We start from the raw sequence: 13,834 nt of genomic DNA, 5'->3' as shown, positions 1-13,834 counted from the left end.
TTCGATGGAACGACGGACGAAGGCCCAAGCTGAGGTTCGGGCTTCAAAGCCCTCGGATGACCCGGTCTCTCGTCCGCCACCGCGCGAGACAGCCTACCGCCTCGCCCAGCAGAATTTAAGTTACAAGGATGACGGCGCCGGTGGCGCGGCGGGTCGGTGATAGCGCCGGTTGCGCGGCGGGTGAGCCCGCGGCAGGTCGGATCTCGCAATAGCCGATCCCGCAATAGCCGATCTCGCGACGACGGATCGCGCAATAACTGATCGCGGAGCGGCGGATCGGTCGCAATTATTTCAAATACCTTAATTTCCGCCCGTCCCAAGACCTCGGCGCTGATGGCCGCCGCGGTTCCTAAACCCATTACCGGGCCATAAATTCCCGTAATTGTACCTGCGTAGTTTTACGGTTTGTTAGATTTTGCCGGTCAGGGTTCCGCAGCGATCTGAATGATCGTCATTTTAGCTGAACCAGGAAGGTCTCAAGCAATGTCAGGCATCACACTCTCGTCCTCCGTCCGTCAGAATCTGCTTTCGCTGCAGTCGACCGCGGACCTGCTCTCGACCACCCAGAGTCGCCTTTCCACCGGCAAGAAGGTGAACTCGGCGCTCGACAATCCGACCAATTTCTTCACCGCCTCCGGCCTCGACGCCCGCGCCTCCGACATCAACAACCTGTTGGACGGCATCGGCAACGGCGTGCAGATCCTGCAGGCCGCCAACACCGGCATCACCTCGCTGCAGAAGCTGGTGGATAGCGCCAAGTCGATCGCCAACCAGGCGCTGCAGACCGTCGCCGGCTACACCAGCAAGTCCAGCGTTTCGACCACCATCGCCGGCGCCACCTCCGACGATCTGCGCGGCACTGCGACCTATTCCAACGGCTCCGCGCAGAGCCTTGGCCTGCAGGACGGTCAGGCCACTCCCGGCGTGATTTCCGGCAGCACTTTGCTCGGCGGTACCGCCGCGACAAAGACCGGGGCGACCGTCGGGACCATCGCGACCGGCGATTTGCTGAGCTCGCTCGGCGCCAACAAGCCGGTGGCCGGCAACACCCTGACGGTGAACGGCCACACCATCAGCTTTGCGAATGGCGACGCACCGGCCTCGACCACTTTGCCGGCCGGTTCCGGCGTCATCAATCAGCTGGTCACCGACGGCAAGGGTAATTCCACCGTCTATCTCAACAGCGGCAAAGTCTCCGACGTGTTGGCCGCCATCGATCTGGCGAGCGGCGTGCAAAAGGCGACCATCAGCGGTGGTGGTGCGACGCTGCAAAACAGCTCGGGCACCAATGCCACGATCACGGCCAACGCGCTGGTGCTCTCCACCTCGACGGGTTCCGATCTGTCGATCTCCGGCAATAACACCCTGCTGTCGGCGTTCGGTCTGAATTCGGGAGCCACCGGCGTCGGCAGCTTCACCGCTGACCGCACCGCCAACACCACCGCCGGGGCCGGCGTCAGCCGCGCCGGAATGGTGCAGGCCGGTTCGACCCTGACGGTGAACGGCAAGACCATCACCTTCCAGGACGCGGCGATTCCGGCCGCTGCGGACTACGGCTCCGGCAAGGTGACCGGCAAGAACGTCATCACCGACGGCAGCGGCAATTCGACCGTCTACCTGCAGGGCGGCACGATGGACGATGTGCTCACCGCCATCGACATCGCCAGCGGCGCGCAGGTGGCCCCGGTCAGCAATGGCGCCGCAACGCTGGCGGTGGCTGCTGGTAGCGAGGCGTCCAAGGTGCTCTCCGGTGGTCAATTGCAGATCAGCTCGGGCCTGGCAGGAGATCTGAAGATCTCCGGCACCGGCAACGCGCTGTCGGCATTGGGTCTGGCCGGCGCCCAGGGAACGGCGACCAGCTTCAACGTGGCCCGCACCTCGACGGCCGGCGGCATCTCCGGCAAGACGCTGTCGTTCGAATCGTTTAACGGCGGCACCGCCGTCAACGTGACGATCGGCGATGGCACCAACGGCACCGTCAAGTCGCTGGCCGACCTCAACACGGCGCTGAAGGCCAACAACTTGCAGGCCTCGATCGACACCAACGGCAAGCTGACGATCTCGGCGGCGAACGACTACGCCTCCTCGACGCTCGGCTCCACGCTGTCCGGCGGCAAGATCGGCGGCACCGCGGCGTCGTTCTTCTCGGCGCCCTCCGATCCCGTCGCCGACGTGGTCGCCCAGAGCACCCGCGCCAATCTGGTCAAGCAGTACAACGACATCATGGACCAGATCAAAACCACCTCGCAGGATGCCTCGTTCAACGGCGTCAACCTGCTCGGCGGCGACACCCTGAAGCTGGTGTTCAACGAAACCGGCAAGTCCACTCTGAGCATCCAGGGCGTCACTTTCGACCCCAACGGTCTTGGCCTGTCGAGCCTGACGTCGGGCACCGACTTCATCGACAACGCCGCCACCAACAAGGTGTTGGCGACCCTGACCACCGCCTCGACGACGCTGCGGTCGCAGGCTTCGGCTTTGGGGTCGAACCTGTCGATCGTGCAGACCCGTCAGGACTTTTCGAAGAGCCTGATCAACGTGCTGCAGACCGGCTCGTCGAACCTGACCTTGGCCGACACCAACGAGGAAGCCGCCAACAGCCAGGCGCTGTCGACCCGGCAGTCGATCGCGGTGTCCGCGCTGTCCTTGGCCAACACCTCGCAGCAGAGCGTGTTGCAGCTGCTGCGCTAACCGCGCCGCAAGACATCGATCGCAAGACGGCGGGGGCAACCCCGCCGTTTTTTTGTGTTGAGAGATATGGTTGACCGCTGGTTAACGGCAAAAAATCCGCGCGCCGCGCAGCGCGACGATCCCGCTGCGGCACAGCACTAACTTTGGATTCACGGGGGTGTCTTACCAGGGGTAGTAGTTTTACGGATAAGGAGGGCGTACAGGTACTACTACTAGCTCCTAAATTAAGATCTCATTACGACGCCCGGACGGAGTGTGCCCCCGCCGATCAAGAAGATCGGTTGTTGCTTATACCAGGAAGGTATTCACCATGTCCGTTATCCTCTCCTCCGCCGTGCGTCAGAACCTGCTCTCGCTGCAGTCCACTGCCGACCTGCTTGCTACCACTCAGAGCCGCCTGTCGACCGGCAAGAAGGTCAACACCGCGCTCGACAATCCGACCAACTTCTTCACCGCCTCGTCCCTCGACAGCCGCGCCAGCGACATCAACAACTTGCTCGATGGCATCGGCAACGGCGTGCAGATCCTGCAGGCCGCCAACACCGGCATCACCTCGCTGCAGAAGCTCGTCGACTCCGCCAAGTCGATCGCCAACCAGGCGCTGCAGACCGTGTCGGGCTACACCACCAAGTCGAACGTTTCGACCACGATCGCCGGCGCCACCGCCGACGACATCCGCGGCACCACCACTTTCGCCAGCGCGTTCGCAGTCAGCGGCGTCGTCACTGACGGCACCTCGGGCGGCGCTTCGCCGATCACCTCGGCCACCACGCTCGGTGGCGTCGCCGGCGCGCTCGTCGGCACCGCCGCCACCGCGGGCGACGGAACCACCGATCTGTCCGGCACCGTCACGCTGGCAGCCGGTACCACGGCGACCACGTTGCTGGCCGCCGCGGCTCCGAAAGACGGCGACGTTCTGGTCGTCAACGGCAAGTCGATCACCTTCAAGGCGGGTGCCGCTCCGGCCGCGGCCGGCGTTGCGACCGGCTCGGGCGTCAGCGGCAACATCGTCACCGATGGCTCCGGCAACTCCCAGATCTATCTGACCGGCGGCACCGTTGCCGACGTTCTCAAGGCCGTCGATCTGGCCAGCGGCGTTGCCAAGACCGTGAACGCCGCGGGCGTGGCGACGATCACCGGCTCGACCGCGGCGTTTGCCACCGGCGTGCTGACCGTCAACTCCTCGACCGGCGCCGACCTCAGCATCACCGGCAAGGCGGATCTGCTCAACGCCTTCGGTCTCACCACCTCGATCGGTTCCGGCAACGTCTCGGTCGGCGTCGCTCGCACCACCGCTGCGACCACCACTGCCAACCTGATCACGGACGGCTCCACCTTGAATGTGAACGGTCACACGATCACCTTCTCGAACGCCTACCAGCCGCTTCCGGCCAACGTGCCGACCGGCTCGGGCATCCAGGCCGGCAGCCATCTGCAGACCGACGGCAGCGGCAACTCGATCGTCTATCTTCAGGGGGCGACCATCGCCGACACCCTGAAGGCGATCGATCTCGCCACCGGCGTGCAGACCGCCTCCAACGCGGCCGGCGTCACCACCCTGTCGACCGCCAGCGGCGCCTCGCCCTCCAGCGTGGCGGCCAACGGCACGCTGAAACTCAGCACCGGCACTCTGTCTGACCTCAACATTGCCGGCGGTGTCGGCAACGCGTTGTCAGCGCTCGGTCTCGACGGTCCGACCCACTCCAGCGCCAATTTCTCGGCGTCTCGTGCGGCCGGCACCGGCGGCATCAACGGCAAGACCCTGACCTTCTCCTCGTTCAACGGCGGGACGGCGGTCAGCGTCACCCTCGGCGACGGCACCAACGGCACCGTCAAGACTTTGGCCCAGCTCAACTCCGCGCTGTCCGCCAATAACCTTGGCGCCACCGTCGATGCGTCCGGCAAGCTGACGATCTCGGCGGCGAACGACTACGCGTCGTCCACCCTCGGCTCGACCGCTTCCGGCGGTTCGATCGGCGGCACCCTGACCACCTCGACCACCTTCACCATCGCGGCGGCGCCGGTTGCCGATGCGGTGGCGCAGACCACCCGCGCCAATCTGGTGACGCAGTACAACAACATCCTGGATCAGATCACCACCACGGCCCAGGATGCCTCGTTCAACGGCGTCAACCTGCTGAACGGCGACAACCTCAAGCTGACCTTCAACGAAACCGGCAAGTCGACGCTGAACATTCAGGGCGTGACCTTCAACGCAGCAGGCCTCGGCCTGTCGAACCTGACTGGCGGCACCGACTTCATCGACAACTCGGCGACCAACAAGGTGCTGACCACCCTGACGACGGCCAGCACCTCGCTGCGGTCGCAGGCCTCGGCGCTGGGTTCCAACCTGTCGATCGTGCAGTTGCGTCAGGACTTCTCGAAGAACCTGATCAACGTGCTGCAGACCGGCTCGTCGAACCTGACCTTGGCCGACACCAACGAGGAAGCGGCCAACAGCCAGGCGCTGTCGACCCGCCAGTCGATCGCGGTGTCCGCGCTGTCGCTCGCCAACACCTCGCAGCAGAGCGTGTTGCAGCTGCTGCGCTAAGTTCGACCAAACGCACCAATCGGAAGACGGCGGGGGAAACCCCGCCGTTTTTTTGCGTTTTGCCGCCGGCCTTTAATTTTTTCGCGCCGCGCGGAGCCGGCCGGCAAACTTTAAGGGGCTGTTAACCATATCTTAAAACGTCATGGTTAATGCTTGGGATAAGTAGGAATGAGGTAGGCCGAGAATCGGCTGCGTTGATCCGGTTGCCACGCGTATGTGGGCCGAGGTCCCTCACCAGAAGGCGTCAAAGCAATACCGTAAAGCGTCACGGCGAGATCTCGTTCGCCCGGGACGTCCCATGCGTCGCTCGACCTGAAGGTCGGCCTCCAGCACGGAACAGGAAGGTTACACTATGTCAGACGTCGTCCTTTCGGCATCGGTTCGACAGAACCTGCTTTCGCTTCAGTCGACGGCAGACCTCCTGTCCACCACGCAGAACCGGCTTTCCAGCGGAAAGAAGGTCAATTCGGCGCTCGACAATCCGACCAACTTCTTCACCGCGGCGGGGCTCGACAGCCGATCCTCCGACATCAACAACCTGTTGGACGGCATCGGCAACGGCGTGCAGATCCTGCAGGCGGCCTCGACCGGCATCACCTCGCTGAACAAGCTGATCGACGCCGCCAAGTCGATCGCCAACCAGGCGCTGCAGACCCCGGTCGGCTACGCGCCGAAATCCAACGTCTCCACCTCGATTTCCGGCGCCACCGCCGACGACCTGCGCGGCACCACCAGCTTCGTCAACACCGTGGCCTCGAGCAACGTGCTGTACACCGGCAACGCCGGCGGCTCGACCGCGGTGACCGGGACCACCAAGCTCGGCGGCACCTCGTCGTCGCTGGTCGGCGCGGTGGGGACCGCCGGCGACGGCGCCGCACCGCTCAGCACCTCGTTGAAATTGATCGACGCCACCGGCTCCGCGGCGACCGCGCTGATCGGCAACGCCCAGCCGGCCGACGGCGACACGGTGGTCGTCAACGGCAAGACCATCACCTTCCGCGCCGGCTCGGCGCCGGCCGCCTCCGGCGTCACCGTCGGATCCGGCGTCGCCGGCAACTTGGTGACCGACGGCAACGGCAACACCACGATCTATCTCGGCACCGCGGCCACGCCGCTCGCCTCGGTCGGCGATCTGACCAAGGCGATCGACCTCGCCAGCGGCGTGCAGAAATCCGTCAATTCCAACGGCACCGCGACCATCACCCATTCCTCGGGCACCGACGGCGCCACGGCCGGCGGGCAACTCACCCTGACCACCGGCACCGGCGCCGACCTCAGCATCACCGGCAAGGCCGACCTCCTGAAGGCGCTCGGCCTCAGCAGCTCGACCGGCCCCGGCACCGTCACCGTCACCCAGCAGCGCACCACCGACAACAACACCGTCGGCTCGCTGATCCAGGACGGCTCGACGCTGTATGTCGACGGCAAGACCATCACCTTCAAGAACGCCGCGGTGCCGGCGCCCGCCAACGTGGCGACCGGCTCCGGCGCCATCGGCAACATCGTCACCGACGGGGTCGGCAATTCCACCGTCTATCTGCAGGGCGGCACCATCGACGACGTGCTGAAGGCGATCGACATCGCCACCGGCGTACAGACCGCCGCCAACACCAGCGGCAACGCCGTGCTGACCACCACCGCCGGCGCCACCGCGTCGTCGGTGGCGGCCTCCGGCGCGTTGAAGCTGAGCACCGGCACGGTGTCCGACCTGACCATCGCCGGCTCCGGCAACGCGCTGGCCGCGCTTGGCCTCGCCGGCAACACCGGCACCTCGACGGTGTTCTCGGCGGCGCGCAATGCCGGCATCGGCGGTATCAGCGGCAAGACCCTGACCTTCACCTCGTTCAAGGGCGGCACCCCGGTCAACATCACCTTCGGCGACGGCACCAACGGCACCGTCAAGACCCTGGCGCAGCTCAACACCGCGCTGTTCGCCAACAATATGAGCGCCACCGTCGACGCCACCGGCAAGCTGGTGATCACCGCCGGCAACGACTATGCCTCCTCGACGCTCGGCTCGGCGCTCGATGGCGGCACGCTCGGCGGCACCGTCATCACGACGCTGAGCTTCACCAACCCGGCGCCGCCGGCCGCCGACCTGAATTCGCAGTCCACCCGCGCCGGCCTGGTCGCGCAGTACAACAACATCATCGCCCAGATCACCACCACCTCGCAGGACGCCTCGTTCAACGGCGTCAACCTGCTGGCCGGCGACACCCTGAAGCTGGTGTTCAACGAGACCGGCAAGTCGACGCTGAACATCACCGGCGCGGCGCTGACCCCGGCCGGGCTCGGGCTGCCGACGCTGGTCGCCGGCACCGATCTGGTCGACAACGCCTCCGCCAACAAGACGCTGGCGGCGCTCAACGTCGCCTCGACTTCGCTGCGCTCGCAGGCCTCCTCGCTCGGCTCCAACCTGTCGATCGTGCAGATCCGCCAGGAATTCGCCAAGAACCTGATCAACGTATTGCAGACCGGCTCGTCGAACCTGACGCTGGCCGATACCAACGAGGAAGCCGCCAACAGCCAGGCGCTGTCGACGAGGCAGTCGATCGCGGTCTCGGCGCTGGCGCTGGCCAACCAGTCGCAGCAGAGCGTGCTGAAGCTGCTGCAGTAATCGCGCAGCTCAGCGCCGACGATGCGGGCGGCGCGGGCAACCACGCCGCTTTTGCCGTTTGAGCCGGCGAGATTCGCGAGATATCGTCGGATCGCAGCAATTGTCGTCGGTTGCGCCAGTTCTATATGCTGGATGGATGGCATAAGTCCGCGCATGATGTGATTCGGCCCGCCGGGCCTTGCGCCGGATCTCGGGTGTTTTGCCGGCGCGGCACCGACGCAGGAGGACCACGGTATGCCTTTGAGAGTTGAGTTGAAGCCGTTCGAGCGGATCATCATCGGTCAAAGCGTCATCACCAATTCCGACTCCCGAACCGCGTTCCTGATCGACGGCGACGCGCCGATCCTGCGCGAAAAAGATATCCTGACTTCGGAGACCGCCAACACCCCGGCCAAACGAATCTATCTGTGCGTGCAGATGATGTATCTGGAGAACGATATCCCGGCGTATCAGGATCTCTATCTCGGCTTCATCAAAGAATTGATCGAAGCTGTGCCGAGTTTTAGGGATCAGATCGAGGCCGCGAGTAATCTAATTTTAAGCGGCAATCTTTACAAAGCACTCCGGGAATTGCGTGCGCTGATCAAGCGTGAAGAAGAATTGTTGAGGTAGTCATGTCTGTCGGTGCCCAGGCTTATGCTCGCACAGCGCAGCGAATCGCTTCTCCCCGGGACATCGAAGCACAGGCCCTGCTGAAGGCCGCCCGACAACTTCAAGACGCCGTCACCAACTGGAACGAGTCGGATTCCGGACTCAGCGCCGCGCTGATCTTCAATCGCAAGCTGTGGTCGATCTTCGTCAGCGACGCGCTCAGCGATGCCAATCCCGAAGCGATCGCGATCCGGCAGAACATCGCCAATATCGGCATCTTCGTGCTGACGCAATGCGCCGCATTGCAGGTCAAGCCGGAACGCGAGCGGCTGGCCGCGCTGATCGAGATCAACCGCAACATCGCCACCGGGCTGAGCGGCCGGGCCTGAGCCGGGCGGCCGATCCCGCGCCGGGTTCACGCCACGCGGCTGAAATTCTTCAAAAATATTTCGTCGGATTTTTCCGCCAGGACTTGCTTCGGCGCAATCTGCTTCACACACCACAACGCGCCGCGCGGCAATTGCCGGCGGGCGTACTAACAGGTGTGATGCCGGCCGTTGCGCTAGGCCGTGCGATCGGTCGCCAAGGTCTTGTGGTCGAACTTGGCGTTGTCCTGCGCGCGGATATAGGCCCGCGCCCGCAGCCGAGATTCTTCCGGATACTGGTTGACGACCAGATTGGTGGTGGTGTCGACCGTGACATAGACCACCTGCGCCGCGGCGCGATCGACGATCACCTGATGCGCGACCTGGTCGGTGGCGTTCAACACATCGTAACTCGCGGGCGGCGTGCTGGCCGACGACCTGTCAGATGCGGCGACACTCTTGTCCGACGGCAGTTCGGTCGCCACAGCGCTCCGCACGGCTTCTGGTGCGGGTCGAATGAACTGTGCCGCGACCGGCGACCCCACCGGCTTGATGTTGAAATCGGCTCCCATGGCAGCCTCCTGGCCTCCACAAAATCTAATCCCAACCCTTCCCATCGCAGACTATGGGCCGAATGTCTAAAGTCCTAGCTTCGCGCGCTGTGATGATTTGATTCAAATGCGAACGGCGCCACGGCCGTCGCGAACCGCGCCGCCGGCCGTATCCGGGTCGCCGCGCCGGGCGATTGCGACCTCAACCGCCGCGATCAATGCTGCGGAATCTACTGAGATGCAAGCGGAGTTCGGCGCCGCGCCGCCGCCGCGACGCGGCATGGTTTTTGGAATTCCACCCGATTGAAGACGGATTGATTCGATCGCGGCGTAACGCTGCGGGCCGGCTGCCGATGGGCGTGCGGACACAGCGAATGGCGCGGCGAACCGCGCCGACCGCGCCGCGAGCTGAGTCGCGCCACGCGATGCTCGGCGGTGTCGTGCTGTAACGGGAAGTCAGGCGAGGAGGGTGCGCCGCTCACATCGAGCGGCTGACCGCGATCGGGGTCATGTTGCGGGGGCCGGGGGCGGCGCGCTGGCCGCTGGCGGTGTAGGTGTTGGGAATGTTGCGGCGCTGCATCTGTGCGTTGACGCCGCGCACGATGCCTTCCGACACCGCATGAGCGGTCGCCAGCACCGTCAGGTTGACCTGCAGCATGGCGCGGAACACCTCGTGATGGCGATGCAGCGCGGCGAGCAGCTCCGGCGTGGTCAGCGCGAAATACTGCTGGCTGGCCTTCACCCGCAGGATGGTGCTGACATAGCGCCGCGACAGTTCGGTCTTGTTCGGCTCGAGGTCGATCGCCTCGCGCACCTTGCCGGCGCGCACCAGCTCGGTTTCCTGTTCGATCACCCCGAGCAGATTGGTCATCACATCCATCAGGCCTTCGGCCAGTTGACGGGCCTCGGCGGCGGTCGAAATCGGCGGCAACGGCGTCGGCGCCGGGACGGGTTGAGCTCGATGCTGCATGGTGCGTCCTTTTTGCGCCTAGCTGGCGCGGCTGGCCTGCTGGAGAATGAGCTGGCGAAACACGTCGGCGGAAACCCCGACGCCGCCGGCCTTGGCGAAGGATTTGGAATATTGGTCGGTCAGCATCGAGCGCCATACCCCGGTGCCGACGGTGTCGCCGAACGGGCCTTCGCCCTTCACGCTGCTGGTCATCTGCGAGAACATCGAATTCAGGAACATGGCCTCGAAGTCGGTGGCCTGGGTCTTCATCTTGGCCTGGGTCTGCGGCGACACCTTCGCCAGCGCCTCGGCGAGCTGGGTGTCGGGGCGGCCGTTGCGGGTCGGTATAGCGGCGGCGGCTTGGCTGGAGGTTGCGCTGGCGATCATCACATCACCTCGATGTCGGCCTGGATCGCGCCGGCGGCCTTGATCGCCTGCAGGATGCCGATCAGGTCGCGCGGCCCGATGCCGAGCCCGTTGAGGCCGTCGACCAGCTGCTGCAGCGACACTCCGTCCCTGACCAGCGCCAGCTTCTTGCCGTCCTCGGTGACGCCGATCTTGGTGTTCGGCGTGGTCACGGTGCGGCCGCGCGACAAGGGGTTGGGCTGGCTGACCTGCGGGCTTTCGGAAATCGTCACGGTGAGGTTGCCTTGCGACACCGCCACGGTGGCGACGCGGACGTCGCGGCCCATCACGATGATACCGCTGCGCTCGTCGATGATGATTTTCGCGGCGAGGTCCGGATCGACCTGCAATTGCTCGATCTCGGTGAGCAGGGCGACGACGTTGCCCTTGAACTCGCCGGGGATCGAGAGCTGCACGGTGGAGGGGTCGATCGGTTCGGCGCTCTTGGTGCCGAGGAAATCATTGACCGCGGCGGCGACCCGTTTCGCGGTGGTAAAGTCGGGGTTGCGCAGCGCCAGCCGGACATTGGGCAGCCGGTTCAGCGCGAACTCGATCTCGCGCTCGATGATCGCGCCATTGGCGATCCGGCCGACCGTGGGCACGCCGCGAGTGATGCTGGCGGCGGCGCCCTCGGCCTGGAACCCGCTGATCGCCAGCGAGCCCTGCGCCACCGCATAGACGTTGCCGTCGGCGCCGAGCAGCGGCGTCACCAGCAGGGTGCCGCCCTGCAGATTCTTGGCGTCGCCGAGCGCCGAGACGGTGACATCCATTCGGGTGCCCTGGGTGCCGAACGCCGGCAGATTGCCGGTGACCATGACGGCAGCGACGTTGCCGGTGCGGATGGTGGCGCCGCGGATGTTGACGCCCATCCGCTCCAGCATCGCCTGCAGCGACTGCTTGGTGAACGGAATGTTGTTGAGGGTATCGCCGGTGCCGTTGAGGCCGACCACCAGGCCATAGCCGATCAACTGATTTTGCCGCACGCCCTCGATATTGGCGAGGTCCTTGATCCGCGACGTAGCGCCCGCGCCGCCGCAGGACAGCGTCAGCGCCATGGCGGCCGCAATGGCCGCCCGGCCGATCAGCTGAACCAGTTTCGGCAAACCCACGCTTGGCATCTCGGCTCCCCGCTGAGGTCGATCCGGACCCGCCAGCTCCCGATGGCGATCCGGCTTTCTCTATGCCAGCGCCATGCCACCGCGGCGTTACGGGTATCGCTCTGTTTTAATTTGATAAAATACAACGGACCGGGTCCGGCCCCGGGTTCCCGGCGCGGCGAAACTGCCGTCACCGGCAAATTCTGCCGGGCCGTTTACCTGGCGTTAACCGTAACCGGCGAGATTTCGGTCGAAGGCCTCGTCGTTCACGGATGGGCAAACAGCGCCGGCGTTCCCTCCATGGGCTCGGACCAAGCGGGATCCCACGATGCGCATTTACGGACCGAACGGCACTACACTCGGCGGCCCCTCCAGCGCCCCACGGCGCAGCGGCGGCAGCGGCTTTACGCTGCCGGAGCCCGCCACCACCGCGGACGCCCGGCCGCTGTCGGCACCGAAAGCCTCGGCCAATATCGACGCGCTGCTGGCGATGCAGGGCATCGAGGATCCGGTGGAGCGCCGCAAGCGCTCGGTGGCGCGCGGCAAGGGCGCGCTCGATGTGCTCGACGAATTGAAGATGGGGCTGTTGTCAGGTTCGTTTGACAATACCACCGTGGCGCGGCTGCGGGCGGCGGCGGCCGACCTCAAGGCGTCGTCCGGCGACCCCGGGCTCGACGCGGTGCTGTCGGAGATCGAACTACGGGTGGAAGTCGAACTGGCCAAAGCCGGGCAGTTCTAACCGGGCCGTTCTGACGGCTGGTTTTGAGGCAGCGTGCCGCTCACTTGGTCGCCAGTTCCGGCCGCCAAAAACCGCCGCTGTTCGTCTCGCGGACGATATTGTCTGTCACAAGCCGTCGCTATATAAGCGGCGGCGCGACCGGGTTACAACCGGCTCCCTCGGACAGATGGATTGGCCTTGGATAAGTTGAAAAGCTACCGCCCCTCCGAAAAAGAGCCTTTCATGAACGATCGGCAGCGCGATTACTTTCGCGCAAAGCTGCTAGCCTGGAAGGACGAGATCCTGCGGGAATCCAGGATCACCCTACAAACCCTGCAAGAAGAAAACGTCAACCACCCCGATCTGGCGGACCGTGCCGCCTCGGAAACCGACCGCGCCATCGAATTGCGCGCCCGCGACCGTCAGCGCAAACTGATCTCCAAGATCGACGCCGCGCTGCAGCGCATCGAAGACAACACCTACGGCTATTGCGAAGAAACCGGCGAGCCGATCTCGCTGAAGCGGCTCGAGGCGCGCCCGATCGCGACGCTGTCGGTGGAAGCGCAGGAACGCCACGAAAAACGCGAGAAGGTGTATCGCGACGAGTAGTGTGGGCGCTGCCGCCCGTGATTAGTTCGCCGGCCGGAATTTTCGGTCGGCGACGGCGCGCGGCGCTCGATCATGTCAGCTCAGCGTGACAGGTCAGGCTTGGCGGTGCAACTCGCCCTGATGGCGCCGGCGGACATCTTGAAACCGCTTTCCGTCCAGCGCACGAAATCCGCGGGATGGACCACGATCAGCGAATGGCCGTCAGGCCGCTTGCGTATCAGGCAATAAAGCTCGCGCTGCGTTCCAGCAGCTGAGCGAGCGACCGACGTGACGTAGGCTTCGGCGTCATGACCGGCGAAGTCCTTCAGATTGTCGGTGATCAGTATGTTGGCGTGCGCGGCATAGGCGGTCGCCAGCACCCCGCCGTCTTCGACATCCATCACCGACGGCTCGGGCGTGCCGCCAAGGACCAGGTAGGGATCGAATCCGACCGGCCCGTAGCGCATCAGCGCGATCAGGCCGTCGGCGGATTGCGCAACGGCTTCGCGGTCATAACCCTTGCGGAGCAGCACGTCGCGATAGGTGTCGAGCATCTTGAACGACATCGCAAGCTGCAACGGCTCGCCGTTGAGCTCGCCGGAGACGAGTTGCCGGACCACCTTCTGACTGATGGTCGATGAGCGTCCGGCGCGATCAGCGTTGGCCCGCGACACCAGGACGTTGACATCCGGAACAACGATCAGCATCCGG

At 64.8% G+C, this 13,834-nt stretch carries 12 protein-coding genes; 7 read left to right on the top strand and 5 right to left on the bottom strand.

The genetic code is table 11. The annotated features are described in order from the left end of the window. The first annotated feature begins 483 nt into the window (after positions 1–483). The 5 genes from VGC77_RS09225 to flaF all read left to right on the top strand — a co-directional run bounded on the left by VGC77_RS09225 (position 484) and on the right by flaF (position 8,839). On the top strand, positions 484–2,691 hold the full coding sequence (locus VGC77_RS09225) for a DUF1522 domain-containing protein (RefSeq protein ID WP_331171269.1): 2,208 nt from the start codon (positions 484–486) through the stop codon (positions 2,689–2,691). Between the two features lie 310 nt (positions 2,692–3,001). Continuing rightward, entirely contained in the window at positions 3,002–5,242 is a 2,241-nt protein-coding gene (locus VGC77_RS09220) for a DUF1522 domain-containing protein (RefSeq protein WP_331171268.1), read from the top strand. Between the two features lie 352 nt (positions 5,243–5,594). Next, positions 5,595–7,859 carry a DUF1522 domain-containing protein gene (locus tag VGC77_RS09215; RefSeq protein ID WP_331171267.1) on the top strand — a complete coding sequence of 755 codons (2,265 nt, stop codon included), beginning with the start codon at positions 5,595–5,597 and terminating at the stop codon, positions 7,857–7,859. Between the two features lie 234 nt (positions 7,860–8,093). Continuing rightward, positions 8,094–8,471 (top strand): flagellar biosynthesis repressor FlbT, encoded by a 378-nt coding sequence (flbT, locus tag VGC77_RS09210; RefSeq protein WP_331171266.1) that lies wholly within the window; start codon positions 8,094–8,096, stop codon positions 8,469–8,471. Positions 8,472–8,473: 2 nt separating this feature from the next. Then, positions 8,474–8,839: a flagellar biosynthesis regulator FlaF gene (flaF, locus tag VGC77_RS09205; RefSeq protein ID WP_331171265.1), complete on the top strand. Its 366-nt coding sequence runs from the start codon at positions 8,474–8,476 to the stop codon at positions 8,837–8,839. A 173-nt stretch (positions 8,840–9,012) separates the two neighbouring features. Here flaF and VGC77_RS09200 read toward each other — a convergent pair whose 3' ends face one another. From VGC77_RS09200 to VGC77_RS09185, 4 genes are all read right to left on the bottom strand, one after another. Further along, positions 9,013–9,387 (bottom strand): hypothetical protein, encoded by a 375-nt coding sequence (locus VGC77_RS09200; RefSeq protein ID WP_331171264.1) that lies wholly within the window; start codon positions 9,385–9,387, stop codon positions 9,013–9,015. A gap of 457 nt (positions 9,388–9,844) precedes the next feature. Next, on the bottom strand, positions 9,845–10,336 hold the full coding sequence (locus VGC77_RS09195; RefSeq protein WP_331171263.1) for a hypothetical protein: 492 nt from the start codon (positions 10,334–10,336) through the stop codon (positions 9,845–9,847). A gap of 18 nt (positions 10,337–10,354) precedes the next feature. Next, complete coding sequence (gene flgJ / locus VGC77_RS09190) at positions 10,355–10,702, bottom strand: flagellar assembly peptidoglycan hydrolase FlgJ (RefSeq protein ID WP_331171262.1); 348 nt, start codon at positions 10,700–10,702, stop codon at positions 10,355–10,357. Further along, positions 10,702–11,838: a flagellar basal body P-ring protein FlgI gene (locus tag VGC77_RS09185; protein ID WP_414709630.1), complete on the bottom strand. Its 1,137-nt coding sequence runs from the start codon at positions 11,836–11,838 to the stop codon at positions 10,702–10,704. Before VGC77_RS09185 ends, flgJ begins: the two co-directional genes overlap by 1 nt. A 307-nt stretch (positions 11,839–12,145) precedes the next feature. On the opposite strand from VGC77_RS09185, the gene VGC77_RS09180 reads away from it, so the two are divergent. Together VGC77_RS09180 and dksA are read left to right on the top strand one after the other, a co-directional pair. Continuing rightward, entirely contained in the window at positions 12,146–12,556 is a 411-nt protein-coding gene (locus tag VGC77_RS09180; RefSeq protein ID WP_331171261.1) for a flagellar assembly protein FliX, read from the top strand. A 177-nt stretch (positions 12,557–12,733) separates the two neighbouring features. Beyond that, a complete protein-coding gene (gene dksA / locus VGC77_RS09175) occupies positions 12,734–13,144 on the top strand; it encodes an RNA polymerase-binding protein DksA (protein ID WP_184257459.1) in 411 nt (136 codons plus the stop codon). Positions 13,145–13,224: 80 nt separating this feature from the next. Here the strand turns inward: dksA and VGC77_RS09170 are convergent, their stop codons facing one another. After that, a complete protein-coding gene (locus VGC77_RS09170) occupies positions 13,225–13,830 on the bottom strand; it encodes a PIN domain-containing protein (protein WP_331171260.1) in 606 nt (201 codons plus the stop codon). Between the last annotated feature and the right edge of the window lie 4 nt (positions 13,831–13,834).

Origin of the sequence: Rhodopseudomonas sp., from assembly GCF_036404135.1 — a bacterium.
Lineage (GTDB): Bacteria > Pseudomonadota > Alphaproteobacteria > Rhizobiales > Xanthobacteraceae > Rhodopseudomonas_A.
Note: the sequence above shows the minus strand (reverse complement) of the source record. Positions and strands in the feature narration are given on the sequence as shown.